The 24,293-nt window shown below is 45.3% G+C and carries 23 protein-coding genes; 18 read left to right on the forward strand and 5 right to left on the reverse strand.

The genetic code is table 11. From position 1 onward, the window contains the following. Positions 1 to 5: 5 nt before the first annotated feature. Positions 6 to 1,073 carry a succinylglutamate desuccinylase/aspartoacylase family protein gene (locus MTR11_RS04005; protein WP_005391426.1) on the reverse strand — a complete coding sequence of 356 codons (1,068 nt, stop codon included), beginning with the start codon at positions 1,071 to 1,073 and terminating at the stop codon, positions 6 to 8. Positions 1,074 to 1,402: 329 nt separating this feature from the next. Between MTR11_RS04005 and MTR11_RS04010 the strand changes: the two genes are divergently transcribed. Beyond that, a complete protein-coding gene (locus MTR11_RS04010) occupies positions 1,403 to 1,942 on the forward strand; it encodes a DUF3332 domain-containing protein (protein ID WP_005391424.1) in 540 nt (179 codons plus the stop codon). Positions 1,943 to 2,004: 62 nt separating this feature from the next. Here MTR11_RS04010 and MTR11_RS04015 read toward each other — a convergent pair whose 3' ends face one another. Beyond that, the gene (locus MTR11_RS04015) at positions 2,005 to 3,477 is read right to left on the reverse strand and encodes an aminoacyl-histidine dipeptidase (protein WP_145532397.1); all 1,473 of its coding nucleotides are present in this window, start codon (positions 3,475 to 3,477) and stop codon (positions 2,005 to 2,007) included. Between the two features lie 1,025 nt (positions 3,478 to 4,502). Between MTR11_RS04015 and MTR11_RS04020 the strand changes: the two genes are divergently transcribed. The 14 genes from MTR11_RS04020 (at position 4,503) to pgpA (ending at position 17,380) form a co-directional block, all read left to right on the forward strand. Beyond that, positions 4,503 to 5,792: an NCS2 family permease gene (locus tag MTR11_RS04020; protein ID WP_006741838.1), complete on the forward strand. Its 1,290-nt coding sequence runs from the start codon at positions 4,503 to 4,505 to the stop codon at positions 5,790 to 5,792. A gap of 265 nt (positions 5,793 to 6,057) precedes the next feature. Then, positions 6,058 to 6,522, forward strand: coding sequence for an oxytetracycline resistance phosphoribosyltransferase domain-containing protein Tet(34) (gene tet(34) / locus MTR11_RS04025; protein ID WP_005391418.1), 465 nt, complete (start codon positions 6,058 to 6,060; stop codon positions 6,520 to 6,522). A 91-nt stretch (positions 6,523 to 6,613) separates the two neighbouring features. Continuing rightward, a complete protein-coding gene (frsA, locus tag MTR11_RS04030; RefSeq protein WP_005391416.1) occupies positions 6,614 to 7,861 on the forward strand; it encodes an esterase FrsA in 1,248 nt (415 codons plus the stop codon). Between the two features lie 115 nt (positions 7,862 to 7,976). After that, on the forward strand, positions 7,977 to 8,366 hold the full coding sequence (gene crl, locus MTR11_RS04035) for a sigma factor-binding protein Crl (protein ID WP_005391414.1): 390 nt from the start codon (positions 7,977 to 7,979) through the stop codon (positions 8,364 to 8,366). Between the two features lie 121 nt (positions 8,367 to 8,487). Continuing rightward, positions 8,488 to 9,627: a glutamate 5-kinase gene (gene proB / locus MTR11_RS04040; protein ID WP_005391413.1), complete on the forward strand. Its 1,140-nt coding sequence runs from the start codon at positions 8,488 to 8,490 to the stop codon at positions 9,625 to 9,627. Between the two features lie 17 nt (positions 9,628 to 9,644). Beyond that, positions 9,645 to 10,895: a glutamate-5-semialdehyde dehydrogenase gene (locus MTR11_RS04045; RefSeq protein ID WP_124008578.1), complete on the forward strand. Its 1,251-nt coding sequence runs from the start codon at positions 9,645 to 9,647 to the stop codon at positions 10,893 to 10,895. A 206-nt stretch (positions 10,896 to 11,101) separates the two neighbouring features. Beyond that, entirely contained in the window at positions 11,102 to 11,551 is a 450-nt protein-coding gene (gene nrdR / locus MTR11_RS04050) for a transcriptional regulator NrdR (protein ID WP_005381578.1), read from the forward strand. A gap of 7 nt (positions 11,552 to 11,558) precedes the next feature. Further along, positions 11,559 to 12,686 (forward strand): bifunctional diaminohydroxyphosphoribosylaminopyrimidine deaminase/5-amino-6-(5-phosphoribosylamino)uracil reductase RibD, encoded by a 1,128-nt coding sequence (gene ribD, locus MTR11_RS04055; RefSeq protein WP_243327049.1) that lies wholly within the window; start codon positions 11,559 to 11,561, stop codon positions 12,684 to 12,686. Positions 12,687 to 12,694: 8 nt separating this feature from the next. Beyond that, positions 12,695 to 13,348 (forward strand): riboflavin synthase, encoded by a 654-nt coding sequence (locus MTR11_RS04060; protein ID WP_053811835.1) that lies wholly within the window; start codon positions 12,695 to 12,697, stop codon positions 13,346 to 13,348. Between the two features lie 173 nt (positions 13,349 to 13,521). Continuing rightward, positions 13,522 to 14,631 (forward strand): bifunctional 3,4-dihydroxy-2-butanone-4-phosphate synthase/GTP cyclohydrolase II, encoded by a 1,110-nt coding sequence (ribBA, locus tag MTR11_RS04065; protein WP_114323819.1) that lies wholly within the window; start codon positions 13,522 to 13,524, stop codon positions 14,629 to 14,631. A gap of 169 nt (positions 14,632 to 14,800) precedes the next feature. Further along, positions 14,801 to 15,271 carry a 6,7-dimethyl-8-ribityllumazine synthase gene (ribE, locus tag MTR11_RS04070; RefSeq protein WP_005381572.1) on the forward strand — a complete coding sequence of 157 codons (471 nt, stop codon included), beginning with the start codon at positions 14,801 to 14,803 and terminating at the stop codon, positions 15,269 to 15,271. Then, positions 15,271 to 15,738 carry a transcription antitermination factor NusB gene (gene nusB, locus MTR11_RS04075; RefSeq protein ID WP_005381571.1) on the forward strand — a complete coding sequence of 156 codons (468 nt, stop codon included), beginning with the start codon at positions 15,271 to 15,273 and terminating at the stop codon, positions 15,736 to 15,738. Before ribE ends, nusB begins: the two co-directional genes overlap by 1 nt. Before the next feature lie 78 nt (positions 15,739 to 15,816). Next, entirely contained in the window at positions 15,817 to 16,782 is a 966-nt protein-coding gene (thiL, locus tag MTR11_RS04080; protein ID WP_176320457.1) for a thiamine-phosphate kinase, read from the forward strand. A gap of 91 nt (positions 16,783 to 16,873) precedes the next feature. Further along, entirely contained in the window at positions 16,874 to 17,380 is a 507-nt protein-coding gene (pgpA, locus tag MTR11_RS04085) for a phosphatidylglycerophosphatase A (protein ID WP_243327050.1), read from the forward strand. A gap of 46 nt (positions 17,381 to 17,426) precedes the next feature. Here pgpA and dxs read toward each other — a convergent pair whose 3' ends face one another. The 3 genes from dxs to xseB are packed head-to-tail and all read right to left on the reverse strand — an operon-like array spanning position 17,427 to position 20,461. Then, positions 17,427 to 19,292 carry a 1-deoxy-D-xylulose-5-phosphate synthase gene (gene dxs, locus MTR11_RS04090; protein ID WP_047010153.1) on the reverse strand — a complete coding sequence of 622 codons (1,866 nt, stop codon included), beginning with the start codon at positions 19,290 to 19,292 and terminating at the stop codon, positions 17,427 to 17,429. Between the two features lie 20 nt (positions 19,293 to 19,312). Continuing rightward, on the reverse strand, positions 19,313 to 20,197 hold the full coding sequence (ispA, locus tag MTR11_RS04095; protein WP_005391389.1) for a (2E,6E)-farnesyl diphosphate synthase: 885 nt from the start codon (positions 20,195 to 20,197) through the stop codon (positions 19,313 to 19,315). A 21-nt stretch (positions 20,198 to 20,218) separates the two neighbouring features. Then, entirely contained in the window at positions 20,219 to 20,461 is a 243-nt protein-coding gene (gene xseB, locus MTR11_RS04100; RefSeq protein WP_005381566.1) for an exodeoxyribonuclease VII small subunit, read from the reverse strand. Positions 20,462 to 20,724: 263 nt separating this feature from the next. Between xseB and pomA the strand changes: the two genes are divergently transcribed. The 3 genes from pomA (at position 20,725) to thiI (ending at position 24,108) form a co-directional block, all read left to right on the forward strand. Further along, a complete protein-coding gene (gene pomA, locus MTR11_RS04105; RefSeq protein ID WP_005381564.1) occupies positions 20,725 to 21,486 on the forward strand; it encodes a flagellar motor protein PomA in 762 nt (253 codons plus the stop codon). Positions 21,487 to 21,500: 14 nt separating this feature from the next. Beyond that, positions 21,501 to 22,448, forward strand: coding sequence for a flagellar motor protein MotB (locus tag MTR11_RS04110; RefSeq protein WP_006741833.1), 948 nt, complete (start codon positions 21,501 to 21,503; stop codon positions 22,446 to 22,448). Between the two features lie 211 nt (positions 22,449 to 22,659). Next, entirely contained in the window at positions 22,660 to 24,108 is a 1,449-nt protein-coding gene (gene thiI, locus MTR11_RS04115) for a tRNA uracil 4-sulfurtransferase ThiI (protein ID WP_031780206.1), read from the forward strand. Positions 24,109 to 24,293: the final 185 nt, after the last annotated feature.

Raw genomic sequence — 24,293 nt, forward strand, 5'->3', positions numbered from 1 at the left:
AGGAATTACTGAGTTTCTAACGGGATCTGTCCGGTAGTCAGTGGCTCGACATCGAACTCGGTCAGTCCTTCAATGTAACTTTCAACGGCTTGTTCTACCGAATCATCACCTTGGTTGAAGTAAGCGAGGTGGAAGATCGCATCGCCTTCATTAACCAGTGGCAAAGTTTGTTGACCGATCACCAAGCCACGCTTTGGCGCTTTGAGCTCTACCTCATCATGTCCAAGAGGAGAGCTGATATAGGCGAGAGTTTCACCCTGTTCCACTTTGTCTCCCAGATTAACGACAGTACGCAAAATACCGTTACCTGACGCACGAACCCAGCTGGTGGACTTCGCTATGATAGGCTCAGGCAGCTTTTTTCGGCTAGCGCGCAGCATGCCAATGGCTTGCATTACACGCCGAACCCCGAGTACACCAGCGCTGATTGACAGTGGATCAAAACGCAATGCTTCGCCAGCCTCGTAGGTTAGCACGGGGATATCACATTTTTCTGCTTCACTGCGTAAAGAGCCATCACGCAATGCTGAATCAACAATCACTGGCGTCGCAAACGCCTGAGCAATACGCAGAGTTTCTGGGTTGCTTAAGTTTGCGCGAATCTGTGGCAAGTTCGTGCGGTGAATGGCCCCAGTGTGCAGATCCAAAATGTAGTCACAACGTTTGGCTATGTTGTTAAAGAAGCCGTGTGCCATTCGAGATGCAAGCGCGCCTTTTTCACTGCCAGGAAAACAACGGTTGAGATCTCGTCGATCGGGCAAGTACCGTGATTTATGGATGAAACCAAAAACGTTAACGATAGGTACTGCAATGACAGTGCCTTTCAGTTTTTGTGGATCCAGTTGGTTAATGATCTGACGAACGATTTCTACGCCATTAAGCTCATCACCATGGATAGCAGCATTCACCATTAACACAGGCCCTTCTTGTTTCCCATGGATGATTTCCACGGGAATAGATAAAGGCGAATGTGTGTATAGCTTCGCTGCTTCAAATTCGATCTCTAATCGTTGTCCTGGTTGTATTTGATGCCCTAAGAGCTCAAACACTTTGCTTTTTTTACTTCTGGCCATAAACCATCTCTGTCAAATGCGTTATCAGCAATGTAACAATTGCTGCAAAATCGCACTAATCATTCTCATTAAGGACACGACAAATTACTTTAATCGTCATGCGCGAAACCTCAGCATGTGTGAAGTTTTTGTTTTCAATATGATCTTTTCTATCAGTTTAATACATAACGAGAGGTACAGAAGGAAGAGCAATCATAGGCTTAAAAAATGTGACTGTATTAAAAATAATACTGATAATGAGGGACAAAAAAACGGACTTTTAACCCTACTTTTTATCCGATAATATCCGCGCCGAATTTGAGGTCTAACATTTCTAACTAGAGGTTTTGATGAAAAAGGCAATTGCTAAAATTGGTGCATTGACTGCTGTAGCAGTTTCACTTTCAGGTTGCGTTGGCAGTAATGCCGTGACAGGTTATGTCATGGGGTTTAACTTGAAAGCTGTAGATAACCGTTACGCTCGAGGTGGTCTAAACATGCTTTTAGCACCTGTTTATGGTGTCGCAATCGCAGCGGACTACATCGTGTTTAACTCTCTAGAGTTTTGGACGGGTAAGAACCCTTTAAATGGTAAGCCACATATCTTCGATACAAAGATGGATACTTACATTGATGTAAACCACCAGTTAGATAAATCGTTAACGACGGCGCCAATTGCACCGTTAGCGAATAACCGTGTTATTGAGCAGGGCCATATGCAGCAAATCGATGAGAATACTGTTCAAATGGATATTACTTACAATAACGGCGAGAAGGCGACACTCATGGGTGTGCGCGATGGTGAGTTTGTCACTTACTACATTGATGGCGAGGTCGTTGCACAAACCTCAATGGATGAGCTAGCTGCTTATACGCAAAATCGCGTGTAAATTGGTCCAGCCAAACAAAAAAGGGTGCCGTAAAGCACCCTTTGTTGTATTTCGTGATTGAATTACGCTTTCTCTGGAATTGCCTCTAGAAGCGCTACCATCTGATCCCAGTACAACTGAACAGTATCAATCTTCACTTTCTCATCTGGTGAGTGAGGGAATTTTATTGTTGGACCGAAAGAAACCATATCCATGTGTGGGTATGGTTCTTTAAATAGGCCACACTCAAGACCAGCATGGATGACCATGATGTTCGGCTTATGACCGTAAATGCCTTCATACATATCACGGAAAATTGCCATGATCTCGGAATCTGCATCTGGCTTCCAGCCAGGGTAAGCACCTGAGAACTGAATTTGTGCGCCTGCTAATTCAGCAATTGAACGTAGCATACTCTCAACTTGGCTGCGGCCAGAGTCAATCAAAGAGCGAATCAGACACAAAACTGTCACTTTATTTTCTTCAGTAGTGATCACGCCAACGTTCAGTGACGTTTCGACCACACCTTCAATTTCGTCGCTCATGCGCATGACACCATTTGGACAAGCGTTAAGTGCGGCAATGAAGCGTTGCTGATCGGCGATTGAAAATACTTGTGCGTCACTAGCAAGCAATTCATTAAAGGTTACGATACCTGTTTCGATTTTACCCAGCTCAGTTTTAAGCAGATCAGTGTAGTGATCGAACAACTCTGAAAGTTTGTCTTGGTTTTCAGCAGGAAGAGCGACAGTGACAAACGCTTCGCGAGGGATTGCATTACGTAAGCTACCACCACGGAATTCTACCAAACGTAAATCAAGCTCTTGCGCATGACCGGCGAGGAAACGACCAAGTAATTTGTTGGCATTACCGCGACCTGTGTGAATGTCACAACCTGAGTGACCACCTTTTAGGCCTTTCAGCGTCAGTTGGCGTGTTACGAAACCTGCAGGTGTTGCTTCTCGAGAAATATCGAAAGTCATGGTGCCATCAACACCACCGGCGCAACCCATGTAGACTTCGCCTTCTTGTTCAGAGTCTGTGTTTAGAAGGATCTCACCTTCTAACCAACCAGCCTCAAGACCAAATGCGCCAGTCATGCCTGCTTCTTCATCAATCGTCAGCAGAACTTCGATTGGGCCGTGCTTAATGTCTTTAGATGCCAATACAGCAAGGCAAGAAGCCATACCAATCCCGTTATCTGCACCAAGCGTCGTGCCTTTCGCCGTTACCCATTCGCCATCGATGTAAGGTTGGATTGGATCTTTGGTGAAGTCGTGTTCGGTGTCTTCGTTTTTCTGCGGCACCATGTCGATGTGTGCTTGAAGTACAACAGCTTTCTTATTTTCCATTCCAGGTGTCGCGGGCTTTTTGATGAACACGTTACCGGTTGGATCACGGCGAACGTCAAAGCCTTGCTCTGTTGCCCAGTTGATAATGTACTGTGCTAATGCTTCTTCATGTTTAGATGGGTGAGGGATAGAACAAATCTTATCGAAAAACTGCCAAAGTGGAGCAGGTGATAAGGTACTGATCTCAGAATGGAACTCAGACACGGAGGACTCCTTTTGATGTGCTTTGCCAAATATATACCGTAAAAATATTGTCGAGATAGCATTAAATGCTAGACGATTTGGCCTTCAAATTGCCGTTTAGCATACCACCAGATAAGGAGTACGAGTAGTCGCGTGCACAAGGATTTCTCTCAGAACTGTCACAGTTTGTGAACACAATAACAGGCACTATGTGTTCTTTATCATACATTCTGAAAGTGGCTTTATTTTTTAATTCACAAAGCTGTAATTTAATTACATTTAAACTTTGATGAAGGTCAATTTATATATTTTTTGTGATTCTAGTCACTAAAATGCTTGTAATTAAATTTCTTGGTGGTATATTTGTAACCAGCTTCTGAGAGAAGAATGAAATGCTCAAAGGATGAGTCCGTTTTATCGCCTCCAAGGAACCGAGAAATCAACGAATGTTTAATTGATTTAAAAGGTGATAGTTATGAAAGGTTTACCAAGTACAATGTTCTGGAATAGCAAGTCTGTTTACACCGGCAACTTTGTATACCCAACAAGCTTTGGCTACTAAGTGAAGTCAACGCATGTGACTCGAACAGTTTGTTCACCCCTATAAATTGGAATTTTTTTTCAGTGATAGTGCTGACATGATTCGCCGCCACCCAAATTGGGTGGCGTTTTTTTATCTCCACTTTTTCTTTCTGACACATTTTCTGCCATCAAGGCTGGGTTCTATTCTCTGTTCTTCAGTTTTATCGACTTCCCCGTCAAATCCACCTAGATATGACGCTTAAAACGCCCAGTTTCTATTTGAAAGTTTAGTACATTGTTCAGTTTTTATTCTGTTGTTGGGTTCTGAGCAATAATTATTAGTTGTTGTTTTATAAGAATATATTTTCTGTTTTGCTTTTAAGAATTAGCGAATGGGTTTCATATCCAAAGAAAAAAATCGCATTAGAGTGAAGATTCTATCTAGAATTTGCTATTTGATAACTTTATAATTCCCGCCAATCGATTACGCAACCGTTTACTTTTTACCTTTACAGGATTCGATCATGCTCGAGAGGCTTTTTAAGCTCAGTGACAATGGCACAAATGTGCGCACTGAGATCATTGCAGGTGTTACCACCTTCCTAACCATGGCTTACATTATTTTTGTAAACCCAGCGATCCTGTCGGATACCGGTATGGACCGTGGTGCCATTTTTGTTGCAACTTGTCTTGCGGCCGCTATCGGCTGTTTCATCATGGGATTTGTTGCCAACTACCCAATTGCACAAGCACCAGGAATGGGGCTGAACGCATTTTTCACTTACTCTGTTGTGTTGGGAATGGGCTATACGTGGCAAGTTGCGTTAGCGGCGGTGTTTGTTTCAGGCCTGCTGTTTATTCTTTTGAGTATATTTAAGATCCGTGAGTGGATTATTAACTCGATCCCGCATTCTCTTCGAACTGGTATTTCAGCCGGTATCGGTCTTTTCTTAGCATTTATCGCATTAAAAAATGCAGGCATCGTCGTTGATAACCCCGCGACATTAGTTTCTATGGGAGACATCACATCATTGCCATCTGTATTGGCTGCGATTGGTTTCTTCCTTACTATCGCGCTTGTTCACCGTGGTGTGAAAGGTGCGGTGATGATCGCCATTCTTGGTGTTACAGCGCTTGGCCTTCTATTTGGTGATGTGCAGTGGAGCGGCATTATGTCAACGCCACCAAGCATTGCACCCACTTTCATGCAACTGGATTTCTCTGGTTTGTTTGAAGTTGGCATGATTTCCGTTGTGTTTGCTTTCCTATTTGTCGATTTGTTTGATACCGCAGGTACGCTAGTTGGCGTTTCTCAAAAAGCAGGCCTCACGGATGAGAATGGCAACATCCCGCGTTTAAACAAAGCGTTACTTGCAGACTCAACGGCAACGTCAGTAGGTGCACTACTTGGTACCTCAAACACCACATCTTACATTGAGAGTGTTTCTGGTGTGGCGGCTGGTGGTCGTACTGGTCTAACAGCAGTGGTTGTTGGTGTGCTCTTCCTACTTGCTCTATTGTTTTCACCACTAGCAGGAATGATCCCTGCTTATGCAACATCCGGCGCTCTGTTCTATGTCGCGATTTTGATGTTGTCTGGGCTGGTAAGCATTGATTGGCGTGACCTAACGGAAGCATCACCAGTTGTTGTGACTTGTTTGGTGATGCCGTTAACGTTCTCGATTGCAGAGGGTATTACGTTAGGCTTTATCGCGTACTCGGCGATCAAATTATTCAGCGGCAAGGGCCGTGAAGTGTCGATGAGTGTGTGGGTGATGTCTGCCATCTTCATCGTCAAATACCTCGTCGGTTAATTTCTCGAGCAAAAAGCCAGTGTGGATTTATTCACGCTGGCTTTTTCTTTTTTCACGTTGTTCACTTAAGACGGTTTTTCTGCGGAATAGGCAGAGAATTTTGATATCACCGTTGGTATTAGCGGTGTGTTTCGGTAGAATAATCGTTTGCGCAGCTTGAAATCCTCATCTCCATACGTTTTTGGAGAGGTCAGTGAGCATTCCGCTTTTGAGTGAGTTCACTAGATTTTGAGGATGCATATTTTCAAATTATTAGGTTATTACAATGAGTAAAAAATTCATTATCACTTGGGATGCAATGCAGACTTACTGCCGTGAACTGGCTGAAAAACAAATGCCAGCTGAGCAATGGAAAGGGATTTGGGCGGTAAGCCGCGGTGGTTTGGTTCCTGGCGCTATCTTGGCTCGTGAACTGGGTATTCGTTACGTTGATACAATCTGTATTTCAAGCTACGACCATGATCATCAGCGCGATATGACGGTACTAAAAGCACCTGAAGGCGATGGTGAAGGTTACCTAATCGTTGAAGACCTAGTAGACAGTGGTGATACGGCGCGCAAACTACGTGAGATGTATCCAAAAGCGAAGATGATCGCTGTGTGTGCAAAACCTTCAGGCAAAGCGTTGCTAGATGATTATGTGGTAGATATCGCGCAAGACACTTGGATTGAACAACCTTGGGATATGTCAATCCAGTACGCTGAGCCTGTAAACCGCAAGCAAAAATAAACGCTATTAAAGAATATTGAGAAATGCCCCTGTATAGGGGCATTTTTTTTATTATCATAACAACTCATGCTAATAGCCTAAGGTTCTTCCTATGTCTGAAGACGTCAGTAAAAATCTTTCCGAAACTTTGTTCGTGAAACATAAGCAAGCAAAAGAAACCTCTGCGCTTACCCAGTACATGCCGACCAGTCAAAAAATACTTGATGAGCGAGAGGCGCAGGGTGATCGTGCTTGGTATCGTCATTTGCGCCGCTTGCAATGGGCTTGGCAAGGGTTGTCTCCGATAGAGATGGAAGGTGTGCTTTCTAAAATCGCTTCTTCTTCCCACTCTCGAACCAATGATGATTGGTTAGACACCGTAATGGGATACCACAACGGCAACTGGACATTTGAGTGGATTAAGCTCGGCATGGAGCATCAGAAGCGTTCAAATGAAATGCAAGGTGAGGAGGCCGCCGATGAACTCTTCACTGCTTCTTTGTGTTTTAGTATCGCAGGCTACCCACATCTGAAGAATGATAATTTGGCCTTGCAGGCTCAAGTGCTGGCAAACAAAGCGTACTCTGACGGCGCAGAGAAGACCAAGTACACCATCAAGCAAATTGAAGTGCCTTACCAAAATCGCAAAATCATCGCGAACCTTCATTTGCCAAGAACCGACAAGCAACTGCCTGTGGTGATGGTGAGCGCTGGTCTCGATACGTTACAAACCGACATGTGGCGTTTGTTCCGCAATCATCTTGCACCGCGAGATATTGCAATGTTGACGGTCGACATGCCTTCGGTGGGGCACAGTTCTCACTGGCCTTTGACTGAGAACTCAAGCTGTCTGCACCAAGCGGTACTAAATGAGCTGTATTCATTGCCTTGGGTGGATCATCACAAAGTGGGGTTAGTTGGATTTCGTTTTGGTGGTAATGCCATGATCCGACTCTCTTTTGTTGAGCAAGAGAAGATCAAAGCTTGTGTAGCCCTCGGCGCACCCGTACATGATATTTTTACTTCCCCTGAGAAGCTGCAAAAAATGCCGAAGATGTATCTGGATCTGTTGGCTTCTCGCTTAGGGAAAAGCGCGGTTGATATTAATAGCATGGCGGGCCAGATGATGGCCTGGTCATTGAAGGTTCAGGGCTTCTTGAGCAGTAGAAAAACTAAAGTACCTATTTTAGCTTTGAGCCTTGAAGGCGATCCGGTGTCTCCACACAGTGATAACCAACTCGTCGCGCTGTTTAGCCAGTATGGCAGAGCGAAAAAAATCAGTTCCAAAACGATTACAAAAGGATATGAGCAATCCCTCGATTTAGCCATAAAGTGGCTAGAAGATGAATTATTAGGGTGACAATTCTCCTAAATTAGTTAAAAGTGATATATCTGAGCAAAAAATAAGCTCATGATAATTAAAAATAATAATCATTCTTGGGTGTTTACTTTTAACTATGAAAACGGAGATTCATATGTCAGAGACGACTCAGGGCCCGACTCACTTTCGCTTGATGTCAAAGTTGAAGGCGATAGGGCCTTACCTGCGCGAACCACAATCGCAAGAAGGGCGCTATTATTTTGATTGTCTATCTGTTTGTGTAGACGACAAAAAATCGCCTGAGAAGCGTGAATTTTGGGGCTGGTGGATGGATTTAGAATCCATCGAAGGAGGCTTTACTGCCAAATATCATATCGGCAAGTACAACAAAGAAGGGCAATGGGTATCTGAAGCCCTGCCTAAAAAAGCGGTAGAGGAAGTGTATCTGACGCAGAGCACATTCCATCAAAAGCTGGTTGATACTTTAGAAGAACACTTCAAATTAGAAGTCGAATATCACACGGAGTCTTTCGATTTCGCTTAATTTGGTTGTTTTCATTTAATACCAAACAAAAAGGTGCGAAAACGCACCTTTTCTCTTGTTAATTCCCTCTTTGATTGTTAAAACATCCTCTCTTTATTTGTTTTTCACTTCAGAAGACATCATGACAACGAATCAACAAAATGCAGTTGTTTCACAACCACAAACTGTCGTTGTGAAACTGGGTACAAGTGTGCTGACAGGCGGCACTCTGGCACTCGACCGTGCTCACATGGTTGAGTTAGCGCGCCAGTGTGCTGAGCTTAAAAAACAAGGCCATTCAGTGGTAATGGTTTCGTCTGGTGCTATTGCAGCAGGCCGTGAGCATCTTGGTTACCCCGCATTGCCCAACGAGATGGCGAGTAAACAATTACTTGCGGCGGTGGGGCAAAGTCGCTTGATTCAAACATGGGAGTCTTTGTTTGGTATTTACGGTATCAAGATCGGCCAAATGCTACTAACTCGTGCTGATTTAGAAGATCGCGAGCGATTCCTAAACGCACGTGACACCATCAATGCGCTCGTTGCGAACGATATTATTCCTATCGTAAACGAAAATGATGCCGTTGCGACCAGTGAGATTAAAGTGGGCGATAACGACAACCTTTCCGCTTTGGTGGGCATTTTGTGTGGCGCAGATAAGCTCTTGCTTTTAACTGACCAAAAAGGTCTGTTTACTGCTGACCCTCGTAAAGACCCGAACGCAGAGCTGATCAAGGAAGTAAAAACCATCGACGATACGCTGCGTAAAATCGCAGGAGGAAGTGGTACAACATTGGGTACAGGCGGTATGGCAACGAAGCTGCAAGCCGCAGACATCGCTCGCCGCGCTGGTATCGAGGTTATTATTGCTGCCGGTAGTGCACCGAATGTTATCTTTGACTCTTTGAGTGCAGAGCCACAAGGCACACGCTTCCTACCTTGCGCTGAAGCTTTAGAAAACCGTAAACGCTGGATTCTGGCGGGACCTGCGGCATCGGGCGACATCATTATTGATGACGGTGCGGTAAATGCTGTGGTCGGTAAGGGCAGTAGCCTACTTGCTAAAGGGGTAATCAAAGTAAGTGGTGACTTTGCTCGAGGTGAAGTGGCGCGTGTAACAAATTCTCACGGTAAGTTGGTGGCTCGTGGCATCAGCGCCTACTCAAGTGATGACCTAACTAAAATTACTGGTAAGCACAGTAAAGATATCATCTCTATTTTGGGGCATGATTATGGCTCTGAGGTGATTCATCGCGATGATTTGGTCGTCATTCAGGAATAGAATTAGAGGGAAGCAAAGTGGATTTAACGAATATGGGTAAAGCTGCTAAAGATGCAGCTTTCGAATTAGCGACAGCGTCAACTGCGCAAAAGAACCAAGCTTTAGCGATCATCGCTGATGAGCTAGAAGCAAACTCCGCTGCTATTTTGGCGGCAAACGCTAAAGACATCGAACTTGGCCGTGAAGCGGGTTTAACCGATGCGCTGCTCGATCGCCTTTTGCTGAATGAAGAACGATTGACTGCAATTGCGAATGATGTTCGCAACGTCATTAGCTTGAACGATCCTGTGGGCAGCGAAATCGACAGTAAGGTACTGGAAAATGGGATGTCATTGTCTCGCCGCCGCGTACCACTGGGTGTTGTGGGCGTAATTTATGAAGCGCGTCCTAACGTAACTATTGATATTGCGGCGCTGTGCTTGAAAACCGGCAACGCAAGCATTTTGCGTGGCGGCAAAGAGACATTTTTCTCGAATATGGAATTGGTAAAGGTTATTCAGTCTGCGCTAGCAAAGGCGAACCTTCCTGCCGCTTCGGTTCAGTACATTGAAAAGCCAGATCGTGAGCTAGTCTCTCAACTGCTTAAACTGGACGATTACGTCGACATGATCATTCCACGCGGTGGTGCTGGCCTACACAAAATGTGTAAAGAAAACAGCACGATTCCGGTGATTATTGGCGGCTTTGGTATTAGCCATATCTTTGTCGACGAATCCGCTGATCTAGAGAAATCCCTGAATGTGGTTGAAAACTCGAAAGTTCAACGCCCATCAGCATGTAACTCACTAGATACGCTGCTCGTGCATGAAAAAATTGCAGCACAGTTTCTACCAATGATCGTTGAGCGTATGGACGAAAAAGTGACGTTCGTGGCAGAGCCAAAAGCAAAAGAACTCATGGAGCAAGCGAAACAAGTACGCGATGCTGTTGAAGGTGACTTTGATACGGAATGGTTGAGCTACACCCTTGGTGTAAAAGTCGTGTCTGATGTGAAAGATGCCATTGATCATATGCGTGTTCATAACGCGAGCCACTCAGATGCGATCATGACCAATAGTTTGGAAAACTCAGAACTGTTCATCAATTCTGTCGGTTCGGCGGCGGTTTATGTGAATGCTTCAACGCGCTTTACAGACGGTGCGCAATTTGGCCTTGGCGCAGAAGTCGCAGTATCCACGCAAAAGCTACATGCCCGTGGTCCAATGGGCTTAGAAGAGCTAACTAGCTACAAGTGGGTTGGTAAAGCGAATTACTTAGCACGCAGTTAACACATTCAACGAGATCTTGAGTGAAAAAGGGGCCTTTGGGCCCCTTTTTGTTTTGTCTAACATACCAATTCCGCTACACTACATGAGCTTTTATTTCGGTTTGAAAGCGTTATACCCAAATAGCTTTAATAGAGTTCGTATAACCACGAACGCGTGGTTATCCGTGATTGCTCATGAGGTTATTTTGGTATAGATATGGAGGTGATATGCATTGTCCTTTTTGTTCCGAGAACGATACCAAAGTTATTGATTCCCGCTTAGTGGCTGATGGCCATCAAGTTCGACGTCGCCGTCAGTGCTTGGCGTGTAGCGAGCGTTTTACTACGTTTGAAAGCGCAGAGTTAGTGATGCCTAAAGTGATCAAATCGAATGGCAACCGTGAACCATTTGATGAAGATAAAATGGTTGGCGGTATTCAACGCGCTTTAGAGAAACGCCCAGTGAGTGCTGATTCTATAGAGTTAGCGATCAGTATGATCAAATCACAACTGCGTGCGACGGGTGAGCGAGAGGTTCCGAGTGAAATGATTGGTAATTTAGTCATGGACCAACTCAAAGAGCTCGACAAGGTCGCTTATATCCGTTTCGCCTCAGTTTACCGCAGCTTTGAAGACATTCGCGAGTTTGGCGAAGAGATTGCCCGCCTAGAAGACTGAGTAGCTCATGACTCAACATACTCCTGAAAGAGCGTTTTCTGATTTAGATTTCGCCATGATGTCACGAGCTATTAAGTTAGCGAGACGTGGCATTTATACCACCGCCCCAAATCCAAATGTGGGGTGCGTCATCGTTCGTGATGAAGAAATTGTTGGTGAGGGCTATCACCACCGCGCTGGTGAGCCGCATGCCGAAGTGCACGCGATGCGCATGGCGGGTGAAAAAGCAGTTGGTGCAACCGCTTATGTGACGCTAGAACCTTGCTCTCATTACGGCCGTACACCTCCATGTGCCGAAGGGCTGATTAAAGCCAAAGTGGCACGTGTGGTTTGCGCAATGGTAGACCCAAACCCTAAAGTTGCGGGGCGGGGCATCCAGATGTTGCGTGATGCCGGAGTTGAAGTACAAATCGGCTTGTTAGAGCAAGATGCCCTTGCCCTTAACCCTGGTTTTATAAAGTATATGCGTACAGGCATGCCGTTTGTTCAATTAAAAATGGCGGCCAGTTTGGATGGGCAAAGTGCACTTAGCAATGGGCAGAGCCAATGGATCACCTCCCCTGCGGCCCGCCAAGATGTGCAGCGTTATAGAGCGATGAGTGGTGGCATTCTCTCTACCAGCAAAACGGTGATTGATGATAATGCGTCACTCAATGTGCGTTGGGATGACTTACCTACCAGTGTTCAAGCGCAGTATTTACGAGAAGAACTTCGTCAACCAGTACGTGTAATCTTAGACCGTCAGAACCATTTAACGGATGCGCTCAAGCTGTTCCACACCGATGGAGAGCGAGTTATTGTTAGCCCAGATGGAGAATGTATCCCTCTATTGGACAGCGCTGACCAAATTGACTTATCAACAACATTAAAGCGTATCTCGGATGAGCACCACATCAATCACTTATGGGTTGAAGCTGGAGCTACGCTAGCGAGTGCGATGATAAAGGCTAATCTTGTAGATGAGCTCATTGTTTACCTTGCGCCAAAACTCATGGGCAGCGATGGTTGGGGGCTTATCGGTGCTTTAGGATTAAGCGCTATGGCTGACGTCATAGATTTAAACATTACAGACGTTCGTATGGTTGGGGTAGACATTCGCATCACCGCCACCATAAAACGTAATGAACTTAGATAAGAAATAGTATGTTTACAGGAATAGTAGAAGCAGTTGGCAAGTTAGCTGCGATTACGCCGAAGGGCGAAGACATCACCGTCACGGTTGAAACGGGGACGCTTGATATGTCAGACGTTAAGTTAGGCGATAGCATTGCGACCAATGGTGTTTGCTTAACGGTAGTTGACTTCGGAAGCCACTATTACAGTGCTGATCTGTCATTAGAAACCTTGAAGAAAACTGGGTTTGCCGAATACCAAGTGGGCGATAAGGTGAATCTAGAAAAAGCCATGTTACCAACAACGCGATTGGGTGGACATATCGTTTCTGGCCATGTCGATGGGGTTGGTGAAATTGTCGAACGCAATTTAGTTGGCCGTGCGATAGAGTTTTGGGTTGCAATGCCAGCGGAAATTAGCAAGTACGTTGCAGAGAAAGGCTCGATTACTGTTGATGGTATTAGCCTAACCGTCAACGACTTACGTAAAAATGCTTTTAAGCTGACGATCGTTCCTCATACGAGTGAAGAAACTACGATTGACCAGTTTCAAGTGGGACGTAAAGTAAACTTAGAAGTTGATGTACTTGCTCGTTATATGGAGCGTTTACTGCAAGGACAGCAAGAAGATAAGGCCGAGTCTCGTATCACGATGGACTTTTTACAGCAAAACGGTTTTGCATAAGTCTTGGGAGTGGCTGCGTGAGGCATGCGATAAAGAGCAGACTCACAGAACACCGCGAGATTCATTGACTTGCTTGGTGCAAAGCTCAAACTATTGACCTAACTAGCATTCACTGCAACATGATTTTTCATTGCTGTCGCAATAACAAATTTAGAATAACGGGATAACAGACTATGCCAATCAGTACGCCACAAGAAATTATTGATGATATTCGCGCAGGCAAAATGGTCATCCTAATGGATGATGAAGACCGCGAGAATGAAGGTGACTTGATCATGGCTGCCGAGCATATTACGCCGGAAGCCATCAACTTTATGGCAACCTATGGCCGTGGCCTGATTTGTTTAACCATGACCAAAGATCGTTGCGAAAGCCTAGGTCTGCCACCAATGGTGCAAGACAATAATGCGCAATACACAACCAACTTTACCGTTTCTATTGAGGCGGCAGAAGGGGTAACGACGGGTATTTCAGCCGCGGATCGCGCACGTACGGTTCAAGCGGCAGTCGCGCCAAACGCCAAAGCTGCGGATTTGGTGCAGCCTGGTCACATCTTCCCTCTCGCAGCTCAAGACGGCGGTGTACTGACTCGCGCAGGTCACACTGAAGCTGGCTGTGATTTGGCTCGCCTTGCTGGTTTAGAGCCAGCATCGGTTATTGTTGAGATCTTAAATGACGACGGCACTATGGCTCGTCGCCCTGATCTAGAGATCTTCGCAGAGAAGCACGGTATTAAATTGGGCACTATTGCCGACCTAATTGAGTACCGCAATAACACTGAGACAACGATTGAACGTGTGGCAGAGTGCAAGTTACCGACAGAGTTTGGCGAGTTCACGTTAGTCACGTACAAAGACACCATTGATAACCAAGTGCATTACGCAATGTGCAAGGGCGATTTGAAAGAAAAAGCGCCATTGGTTCGCGTTCACCTCCAAGATGTCTTTACTGATTTATTACGTAGCGATCGCAACGCAGAGCGCAGTTGGACACTAGATAAGGCAATGAAACGCATTGGTGAAGAAGGTGGTGTGCTGGTTGTTCTTGGCCATGAAGATTCGACCGATCTACTTATTCATCGTGTGAAGATGTTTGAAGCGCAAGACAAAGGTGAAGCACCAACGCTTGCTAAGAAACAGGGCACGTCTCGCCGTGTTGGTGTGGGCTCACAGATTCTTGCGGATCTCGGTGTACATGATATGCGCCTTCTGTCATCGACCAACAAAAAGTACCACGCATTAGGTGGTTTTGGTCTGAACGTGGTTGAGTACGTCTGCGAGTAACAACCGAACAATAAGTTCCTAGTCTTTTACGCACTCAACTCGTCAATGGCTAGGAACCGGTGATTTGCCTCCAATTTCCATTAGATATTGCTCACAAATTTGTGCTAGAATCCGGCGATTCTCACTTGATGAACATATTTCACTTATAAATAGAGTTAAAGGAAAGCTTATGAAAGTGATCGAGGGTGGCTTCCCAGCGCCAAATGCAAAAATTGCTATCGTTATTTCTCGTTTCAACAGTTTTATTAACGAAAGCCTACTTTCTGGTGCGATCGATACACTAAAGCGTCACGGACAAGTAAGCGAAGACAACATCACGGTTGTGCGTTGTCCAGGTGCCGTAGAACTACCTCTAGTAGCTCAGCGTGTTGCTAAAACTGGCAAATTCGACGCTATTGTTTCTCTAGGGTCTGTTATTCGCGGTGGAACGCCTCACTTTGACTATGTTTGTAGTGAAATGAACAAAGGTCTAGCACAAGTGTCTATGGAATTCAGCATTCCAGTAGCATTTGGTGTTTTGACTGTTGATACGATCGATCAAGCGATTGAACGCGCAGGAACCAAGGCTGGTAATAAAGGTGCAGAGGCTGCACTAAGCGCACTTGAAATGATTAATGTACTATCTGAAATTGATTCCTAATGGGGGCCAGTGTGAAACCAGCCGCACGTCGTAACGCACGTCAATTCGCTCTACAGGCGATCTACTCATGGCAAATTACTAAAGAGAATGTTGCCAAGATTGAAGAACAGTTTTTGTCTGGCGACAAATACGATGAAGAAGAACTTCATGCATCTGAGCCAGCGCTTGCTGCTCCAGAAACAGACGTAGCTTACTTCCGTGAACTACTAAGCGGTGTTGTACTTAGCCACGCTGAGCTAGATAGCAAAATTCGTCCATACATCTCTCGTCCTATGCAGGATTTAGATATGATGGAACTTGCTCTTCTTCGCCTTGCTATGTACGAGATGACTCGTCGCGAAGATGTTCCTTACAAAGTTGTTATCAATGAAGCGATTGAACTTGCAAAAGTCTTCGCAGCAGAAGATAGCCACAAGTTTGTGAACGGTGTACTTGATAAAGCAGCACCTCACATTCGTAAGAAATAACGATTTCTTCAATGAAAAGGTCAGCACATGCTGACCTTTTTTGTATCAAAAGCTTTTACATCAAAAAGTAAGTGAATTATGTCTGGTGAATTTAATCTGATAGACAAATACTTCGTCGGTCGTCAGAGCCAACGTAAAGATGTCCATCTAGCCGCTGGTGATGATTGCGCTTTGGTCAAAGCGCCAGCTAATGTTCAGATTGCGATTAGCATGGATACATTGGTAGCTGGAACGCATTTCTTAGCCGACGCGAACCCAGCATGGGTCGCACACAAAGCATTGGCTTCTAACATCAGTGATTTGGCTGCGATGGGCGCAACGCCTGCGTGGGTGAGCTTTGCATTAACGATGCCCGAGCCAGATGAAGAATGGCTTGCACCTTTCTGTGATGCATTTTTCGAACTGGCTGATTACTATGGTATTCAGTTAATAGGCGGTGATACCACAAAAGGGCCATTGTGTCTGACTCTGACGGTGCAAGGTTTTGTTCCTGAAGGTAAAGCACTCACACGTTCCGGAGCAAAGCCAGGGGACTGGGTGTATGTAACGGGGAACCTTGGCGATGCAAAAGCTGGCTTAGATGTGATTCTAGATGGCTCTCTACGCAGCAGAGCTGGCGCGGAAGCACTAGAGCGAGCTCATTACCTTAGTTCGCCTCGTGTGCTCGCTGGTCAGGCTCTGGTTGGCTTAGCCTCGTCGGCGATTGATATCTCAGATGGTTTAATCTCTGATATTAAGCACATTTTACAGCGATCTCAGGTTGGGGTGAGTATTGATGTCTCTCAGTTACCGATCTCTTCAGAATTAGTCCAGTTTTTAGATGATAAGATCAGCGCGCAGCAGTATGCTTTAGCAAGTGGCGAAGAATACGAGTTGTGTTTTACCGTGCCGGAGCAAAATCGAGGCTCGTTACAAAGCGCTTTATCTCATACTGGCTGTAAGGTCACATGTATTGGTCAAATCCGACCAAATGGAACTTTCGAGCTGCATGATAACAATCAACCACTTGATTGGGACTTAAGTGGCTTCGACCACTTTAAATGATCTGAGCTAAGCTCTAGCCAAGAGCCTGTCACTATTGAGCAACTCGCAGGCGTGACGATTGAAACCAAACTAGCAGTATAGGTTTAAGGATATGACCAACCCTCTTTCTCTGATTTCATTAAAGAACCCGTGGCATCTATTGGCGACGGGTTTTGGCAGCGGATTATCCCCGTTTATCCCAGGAACAATGGGCACACTGGCGGCCGTGCCTCTCTTTTTGTTGTTGGCACAATTGCCATTTACGGCGTATGTCATTGTTGTTCTGATTTCGTGTGTGATCGGTATTCAAATCTGCCAAGTGACGTCTGCAGACATGAAAGTACATGATCATGGTTCAATTGTATGGGATGAATTTGCGGGTTTTTGGATTACGATGAGCATCGTCCCTGCGCTAAATATTCCGTTAACCGAGTGGAAGTGGTTGCTCACTGGCTTCATCTTGTTCCGTTTTTTCGATATGGTAAAACCGTGGCCAATTGGGTGGCTAGATAAGCGAGTTCACGGTGGGCTGGGTATTATGGTTGATGATATCGTGGCGGGAATTATGGCTGGTGTGGCCCTGTTTCTAGTCGCAAAATACGCCGGCTGGATGAATTAAACGTTGGACGTAAAAAAGGGATGCAATGAGCATCCCTTTTTACATGCTATTTTGCTAAATAATCCAAGATGGATTTTTCAATCCCTTTTGCATCGAGACCAAGCTCTTCATGCAGTTCATCTTGTGTTCCTTGATGAATAAACTCATCGGGTAAGCCTAGGTTTAAGACTGGCTTAATGATTTTATCTTTCATCATGAACTCAACGACACCTGCACCTGCACCACCTGCGATAACATTTTCTTCTAACGTCACGAGCACGTCATGATCTGCGGCTAATTGACGAATTAATGCTTCATCGAGCGGCTTCACAAAGCGCATATCAGCAACAGTGGCGTTAAGGTATTCTGCCGCTTCTAGCGCGTTACCCAAGAAAGTACCAAAGTTCAGAATAGCAACTTTTTCACCTTGGCGAACCATGCGTCCTTTACCGATTTCTAACGCCGTAAACTCAGTTTCGATTTCTACGCCCATCCCGCTACCGCGAGGGTATCGAACCGCACTAGGGCCAGTATGTTTATGGCCAGTGTAAAGCATTTGTCGACATTCGTTTTCGTCACTTGGCGCCATGATCACCATGTTCGGAATACAGCGCATAAAGCTTAGATCGAATGCGCCTTGGTGAGTTTGGCCGTCTGCGCCAACGAGACCTGCACGGTCGATAGCGAACATTACTGGTAAATCCATGATCGCGATATCGTGGATCAGTTGGTCATAACCACGTTGCAAGAAAGTCGAATAGATAGCTACGATTGGATGATCGCCAGCAATTGCCATACCTGTTGCAAGTGTCACAGCGTGTTGCTCAGCAATCGCCACGTCAAAGTATTGGTCTGGGTACTCTTTCGAGAAACGCACCATACCCGAGCCTTCGCGCATCGCTGGCGTAATTGCCATTAGCTTAGGATCTTGGGCCGCCATGTCACATAAAAAATCACCAAAGATCTTTGAATAAGTCGGCTTACCGCCACTGCTTTTCGGTAGACAGTTATGCGTTGGATCGAATTTAGGAACACCATGGTAGCCGATAGGATCTTTCTCGGCAGGCTCATAACCTTTGCCTTTCTTGGTCATGATGTGCAGGAACTGAGGACCTTTGAGCTCACGCATGTTTTTTAGCGTTTTGACGAGTTCATTGACGTCGTGCCCATCAATCGGGCCAATGTAATTAAAGCCGAACTCTTCGAACAGAGTACCAGGCACTACCATGCCTTTGAGGTGCTCTTCCGTACGGCGAACCAACTCTTTAATAGGTGGAACACCAGACAGCACTTTCTTACCGCCTTCACGGATAGAAGTGTACAAGCTGCCAGAAAGTACCTTAGCAAGGTGGTTATTCAGCGCGCCGACGTTTTCTGAAATCGACATTTCGTTGTCGTTCAAAATCACCAACATATCAGGATGAACGTCGCCAGCGTGGTTCATGGCTTCGAATGCCATGCCTGCTGTAATTGCGCCATCGCCAATCACACTGACAATTTTACGACCTTTGCCTTCTTTTTGTGCGCTGATGGCCATGCCAAGACCTGCACTAATCGATGTCGAAGAGTGACCGACAGATAAGGTGTCATATTCACTTTCTTCACGCCAAGGGAAAGGGTGTAGACCATCCTTTTGGCGAATTGTTGGCATTTTATCGCGACGTCCGGTGAGGATTTTATGCGGGTAAGCCTGATGACCAACATCCCAGATCAATTTGTCGATAGGGGTGTTGTAAACATAATGCAGAGCGACAGTTAGCTCCACGGTGCCTAAGCCAGACGCTAAGTGTCCGCTAGATTGGCTCACTGAATTTAGCAGATACGTTCGCAGTTCATCACACAGATTTGGTAATGTTTCTTTCGGAAGGAGACGTAATTCTTCCGGTGTATTTGCTAACGCCAGTGTTGGGTACTTTGAAATATCAAGAGTCATATAAATGCGCGCTTATAGTGTTAATTTTTGCGCTCGATGACATATCGGGCGAACTCTTCGAGTAACTGAGTATTGTATGGGATAGCTTCCAATGCTTGAAGTGCTTCCTGTAACAGAGTGTGAGCTTTCTCTATGGCTCCCTCTAAACCCAGCAGGGAAGGATAAGTGCTCTTATTCAGACCTTGGTCGGAACCTTGAGGCTTACCCAGTGTTTCTGTGTCACTGATGATATCAAGAATATCGTCTTGAACCTGAAACGCCAAACCAATTGCTTTTGAGTAGCGCTCCAAGTGAGGTAGAACCTCGATACCTTTCTCACCAGCAGCTAATGCACCTAATTTTACCGCACAATCAATCAGAGCTCCGGTTTTTTTACGGTGTATCTCTTCCATTTCTTCAAGAGAAACTTGGCGATTTTCTGCGCCTAAATCTAAAGCTTGTCCAACACACATGCCGTTGGCGCCAGAAGAATGCGCCAACGCTTTGATCATGTTGATGCGTTGAGTTTCTGCCGCCGGGTTTAATTGACCATCGGCAATAATGGTGAAGGCGAGAGTTTGTAGTGCATCACCTGTCAGTATTGCGGTTGCTTCATCAAACTTAATGTGACAAGTTGGTTGACCTCGACGCAGTTCATCATCGTCCATGGCTGGCAGATCATCATGAATGAGTGAGTAGGCATGTATACATTCGATAGCAGCGGCAGGAGTGTCTAAGTCTTCTGGTTTACAGCCGAGCATTTGACCTGTGATGTAAACAAGAAAAGGGCGAACGCGTTTTCCACCTAGCAAAAGGCCGTATTTCATTGCTTGAATCAATGGCTGCTCTTGATATGGAAGCTGATCGAGCCACAAGTTCAATTGCTGATTGTTTCTTTGTTGAAAAGACGTCAATGTCTGTTGCATCACATTGCTCACTACTGATGGTTATTCTGAATCTGGTTTGAAGTCACTCAGTGGTGCTTCATCATCTTCGCTAAGAAGAATACTTACGCGCTGTTCGGCGTCGCTAAGTTTAGTTTGGCCGGCACGAGCTAAGGCAATGCCTCGTTCAAACTTACGTAGAGCATCATCTAGGGCAAGATCGCCATTTTCTAATTGATCAACCAAGCTATCAAGCTCTTCAATGGTTGCTTCGAAGGTCATGTTTTCTGGTTTCTTGACCGCCATCTTTTTTCTGCCTTAATCAAGCCTTGGAGAAGATGCACGAAAGTTACCTTAGCCTAGTAACTTGGTCAAATTTAACCTTATATAATTGTCACAAAATTAGCGTTAAACGAGCCTAAGCGCTGAAACCCCATATTTTGGTTAAGGTTGTTAAGTCTAATTTGTGATCCATTAGCTAAGATTTTTCTAAAAATTCTGCGCGAGTTGTCGATACAGGTAATAATCCGCCCAATGGCAGTATTTGAGTATAGCGTGAGGAGTGCTTTGTGGATTTAGCAACCCTATTAGGTTTGATTGGTGGTTTTGCATTCGTCATTATGGCGATGGTGCTTGGTGGCAGCATCGGCATGTTTGTCGATGTCACGTCGATCCTTATTGTCGTTGGTGGCTCAATATTTGTAGTACTGATGAAGTTCACAATGGGACAGTTCTTTGGTGCAACAAAGATCGCAGGCAAAGCCTTCATGTTTAAAGCGGATGAACCGGAAGACTTGATCGCAAAAATTGTGGAAATGGCCGATGCGGCACGTAAAGGTGGTTTTCTTGCTCTTGAAGAGATGGAAATTAATAACACTTTTATGCAAAAAGGCATTGATTTGCTTGTTGATGGCCATGATGCCGACGTGGTAAGAGCAGCCTTAAAAAAAGACATCGCGCTTACGGATGAACGACATACTCAAGGCACTGGCGTATTTCGCGCCTTTGGTGACGTTGCTCCTGCGATGGGAATGATTGGTACCTTGGTTGGTCTTGTTGCGATGCTTTCAAACATGGATGATCCAAAAGCGATTGGACCAGCAATGGCGGTTGCACTCTTAACAACATTGTATGGCGCGATCCTGTCCAATATGGTGTTTTTCCCTATTGCGGATAAGCTTTCTCTGCGCCGTGACCAAGAAACGCTAAACCGCCGTTTGATCATGGATGGTGTATTAGCGATTCAAGATGGTCAAAACCCGCGAGTGATTGATAGTTACTTGAAGAACTACCTCAACGAAGGTAAACGTGCCCTTGAGATTGACGAGTAACTTGGAGAGTAGTGATGGATGATGAAGATAACAAATGCGATTGTCCGCCACCCGGTCTCCCGTTATGGATGGGGACATTCGCGGATTTAATGTCTCTACTGATGTGTTTCTTTGTTCTTCTGCTCTCGTTTTCTGAAATGGACGTACTGAAGTTCAAACAGATTGCGGGATCAATGAAATTTGCCTTTGGTGTACAAAATCAACTTGAAGTGAAAGACATTCCCAAAGGTACTAGCATCATTGCTCAAGAGTTTCGACCGGGCCGACCAGAACCAACGCCGATTGATGTCATCATGCAGCAAACCATGGACATCACTCAGCAGACGCTCGAGTTTCATGAAGGGGAGTCTGACCGAGCTGGTGGCACAAAGCGTGATGAAGGCAAGTTAACCGGTGGTCAATCGCCAGAAACGTCAACGCAAAACAATCAATCTGCAGAAGCGGACATGCAACAGCAGCAATCTGAAGAGATGTCGCAAGAGATGGAAACCTTGATGGAAAGCATCAAGAAAGCTTTAGAGCGAGAGATTGAACAAGGTGCGATTGAAGTTGAAAATCTTGGCCAACAGATTGTTATACGCATGCGTGAAAAAGGTGCATTCCCTGAAGGTTCGGCCTTCTTGCAGCCTAAATTCCGCCCTTTAGTTCGACAAATTGCAGAGTTAGTAAAAGACGTGCCAGGCATTGTGCGAGTATCTGGTCATACGGACAACCGACCGTTGGACTCTGAGCTTTATCGTTCTAACTGGGATCTTTCCTCTCAGCGCGCCGTATCGGTCGCACAAGAGATGGAGAAGGTGAGAGGTTTCTCTCATCAACGTTTGAGAGTGCGAGGCATGGCAGATACTGAACCATTGTTGCCGAATGATTCTGATGAAAATCGCGCGCTTAACCGGCGGGTTGAAATCAGCATCATGCAAGGCGAGCCACTATACAGTGAAGAAGTGCCTGTAATTCAATAACTAGACTTTGGTTTTAAGTCAGTAGAGAGATAAGAAAGCGAGCAGATTGCTCGCTTTTTTTGTTTTTCCAATCCGCTTGGGTGTATAATCTTGCGCCTTAAAAGTGAGCTCAGACTACTTTTTGTGACTGAAACGCGGTTTTACTGCGTATGAAGTATTGAAGTTGAGTGTCACTCTTTGTTGATTGCGAAACTAACCTGCGAATTAGACTATGAAATTTATTGTAAAGCCCCATCCAGAAATTTTTGTAAAAAGTGAATCTGTGCGTAAGCGCTTCACAAAGATTTTAGAGTGCAACATTCGTAACATCATTAAGAGCCGCACGGAATCTGTCGCGGTATTCAACCGTCGTGATCACATTGAAGTGACCTCTGAGAGTAACGAATTCCACGCTGAAGTTCTTGAGGTTTTGACTCATACACCAGGCATTCACCACGTACTGGAAGTGAAGCAGACCGAATTTAAAGATTTGCACGATATCTTCGAACAAGTACTGGAGCTAAATCGCTCTGCACTCGAAAATAAAACCTTTGTTGTACGTGCGAAGCGTCGCGGTAAGCACGACTTTACCTCTATCGAACTAGAGCGTTATGTCGGCGGTGGTTTAAACCAAGCGATTGAGAGCGCAAGAGTTAAGCTGCAAAACCCAGACGTGACGATCAAGGTGGAAGTCTCGAACGATAAGCTAAACCAAGTGCTGGCTCGTCATAAAGGTCTAGGCGGCTTCCCACTGGGTACGCAAGAAGACGTGTTGAGCTTGATCTCTGGTGGTTTTGACTCTGGTGTTTCTAGCTATCTACACATCAAACGTGGCTCAAAAGTACACTACTGTTTCTTTAACCTAGGTGGTCCAGCGCATGAAATCGGCGTTAAGCAGGTTTCTCACTACCTATGGAACAAATACGGCTCTTCAGCAAAAGTACGTTTCATCTCAGTTGATTTCGAACCTGTGGTTGCGGAAATCCTAGAGAAAGTCGATGACGGCCAAATGGGGGTTATCTTGAAGCGTATGTTCATGCGTGCAGCAGGCATGATCGCTCAGAAGATGAAGATCGAAGCATTGGTAACAGGCGAAGCGCTCGGTCAGGTATCGAGCCAAACGCTAACTAACCTCCGCCATATCGATAACGTAACGGACACGTTGATTCTGCGCCCACTTATCAACTGGGATAAAGAAGACATCATTAACCTAGCACGCGAAATCGGCACGGAAGACTTTGCGAAGACTATGCCAGAGTATTGTGGTGTTATTTCTAAGAAGCCGACAGTAAAAGCGATTAAAGCGAAGCTAGAAGCGGAAGAAGAGAAGTTTGACTTTAGCATTCTTGAGCAAGTAGTTCGTGATGCACGCATGATGGACATTCGTGATATCGCGAAAGAGTCTGAGCAAGCAGCACCAGAAGTCGAGCAGGTTGAAGCGGTAGAAGAGCACGCGGTTGTGCTAGATATTCGTAGTCCTGAAGAGGAAGACGATAACCCGCTCGAAATCGAAGGTGTGGATGTGAAACATATCCCATTCTACAAGTTGGGTACACAGTTTGGTGATTTAGACCAATCTAAGACATATCTATTGTACTGTGACCGTGGTGTGATGAGCCGTCTGCAAGCACTTTACTTGCAAGAGCAAGGCTTCAATAACGTAAAAGTTTACCGCCCATAGTTGACTGATAAAAAGACGTTAAAAGGCGCAAATTGAGACATCAATTTGCGCCTTTTTTGTTTTTGATCGCGTTACAGCTAATCATTACTTAGCATAATGTTGAGGCTTATCGCAAAGCCATACACTTTGTGTTGATATAACGATAATTAATCCGAAAGAAGAGTAATAAAGTGATGTTGCTGCCA

This window comes from Vibrio sp. CCB-PB317 (assembly GCF_022808245.1).
In the GTDB taxonomy this organism is placed as follows: domain Bacteria; phylum Pseudomonadota; class Gammaproteobacteria; order Enterobacterales; family Vibrionaceae; genus Vibrio; species Vibrio diabolicus.

Excerpts from the sequence above, each read along its gene's own strand:
- pgpA (WP_243327050.1), top strand. The coding sequence starts at position 16,874 with ATGACCAACCCTCTTTCTCTGATTTCATTAAAGAACCCGTGGCATCTA.
- MTR11_RS04020 (WP_006741838.1), top strand. The coding sequence starts at position 4,503 with ATGCTCGAGAGGCTTTTTAAGCTCAGTGACAATGGCACAAATGTGCGC.
- ribD (WP_243327049.1), top strand. The coding sequence starts at position 11,559 with ATGACTCAACATACTCCTGAAAGAGCGTTTTCTGATTTAGATTTCGCC.
- ribE (WP_005381572.1), top strand. The coding sequence starts at position 14,801 with ATGAAAGTGATCGAGGGTGGCTTCCCAGCGCCAAATGCAAAAATTGCT.
- dxs (WP_047010153.1), bottom strand. The coding sequence starts at position 19,292 with ATGACTCTTGATATTTCAAAGTACCCAACACTGGCGTTAGCAAATACA.
- MTR11_RS04110 (WP_006741833.1), top strand. The coding sequence starts at position 21,501 with ATGGATGATGAAGATAACAAATGCGATTGTCCGCCACCCGGTCTCCCG.
- MTR11_RS04005 (WP_005391426.1), bottom strand. The coding sequence starts at position 1,073 with ATGGCCAGAAGTAAAAAAAGCAAAGTGTTTGAGCTCTTAGGGCATCAA.
- thiL (WP_176320457.1), top strand. The coding sequence starts at position 15,817 with ATGTCTGGTGAATTTAATCTGATAGACAAATACTTCGTCGGTCGTCAG.
- MTR11_RS04010 (WP_005391424.1), top strand. The coding sequence starts at position 1,403 with ATGAAAAAGGCAATTGCTAAAATTGGTGCATTGACTGCTGTAGCAGTT.
- nrdR (WP_005381578.1), top strand. The coding sequence starts at position 11,102 with ATGCATTGTCCTTTTTGTTCCGAGAACGATACCAAAGTTATTGATTCC.
- ispA (WP_005391389.1), bottom strand. The coding sequence starts at position 20,197 with ATGCAACAGACATTGACGTCTTTTCAACAAAGAAACAATCAGCAATTG.
- xseB (WP_005381566.1), bottom strand. The coding sequence starts at position 20,461 with ATGGCGGTCAAGAAACCAGAAAACATGACCTTCGAAGCAACCATTGAA.
- crl (WP_005391414.1), top strand. The coding sequence starts at position 7,977 with ATGTCAGAGACGACTCAGGGCCCGACTCACTTTCGCTTGATGTCAAAG.
- ribBA (WP_114323819.1), top strand. The coding sequence starts at position 13,522 with ATGCCAATCAGTACGCCACAAGAAATTATTGATGATATTCGCGCAGGC.
- thiI (WP_031780206.1), top strand. The coding sequence starts at position 22,660 with ATGAAATTTATTGTAAAGCCCCATCCAGAAATTTTTGTAAAAAGTGAA.
- proB (WP_005391413.1), top strand. The coding sequence starts at position 8,488 with ATGACAACGAATCAACAAAATGCAGTTGTTTCACAACCACAAACTGTC.
- frsA (WP_005391416.1), top strand. The coding sequence starts at position 6,614 with ATGTCTGAAGACGTCAGTAAAAATCTTTCCGAAACTTTGTTCGTGAAA.
- MTR11_RS04060 (WP_053811835.1), top strand. The coding sequence starts at position 12,695 with ATGTTTACAGGAATAGTAGAAGCAGTTGGCAAGTTAGCTGCGATTACG.
- nusB (WP_005381571.1), top strand. The coding sequence starts at position 15,271 with ATGGGGGCCAGTGTGAAACCAGCCGCACGTCGTAACGCACGTCAATTC.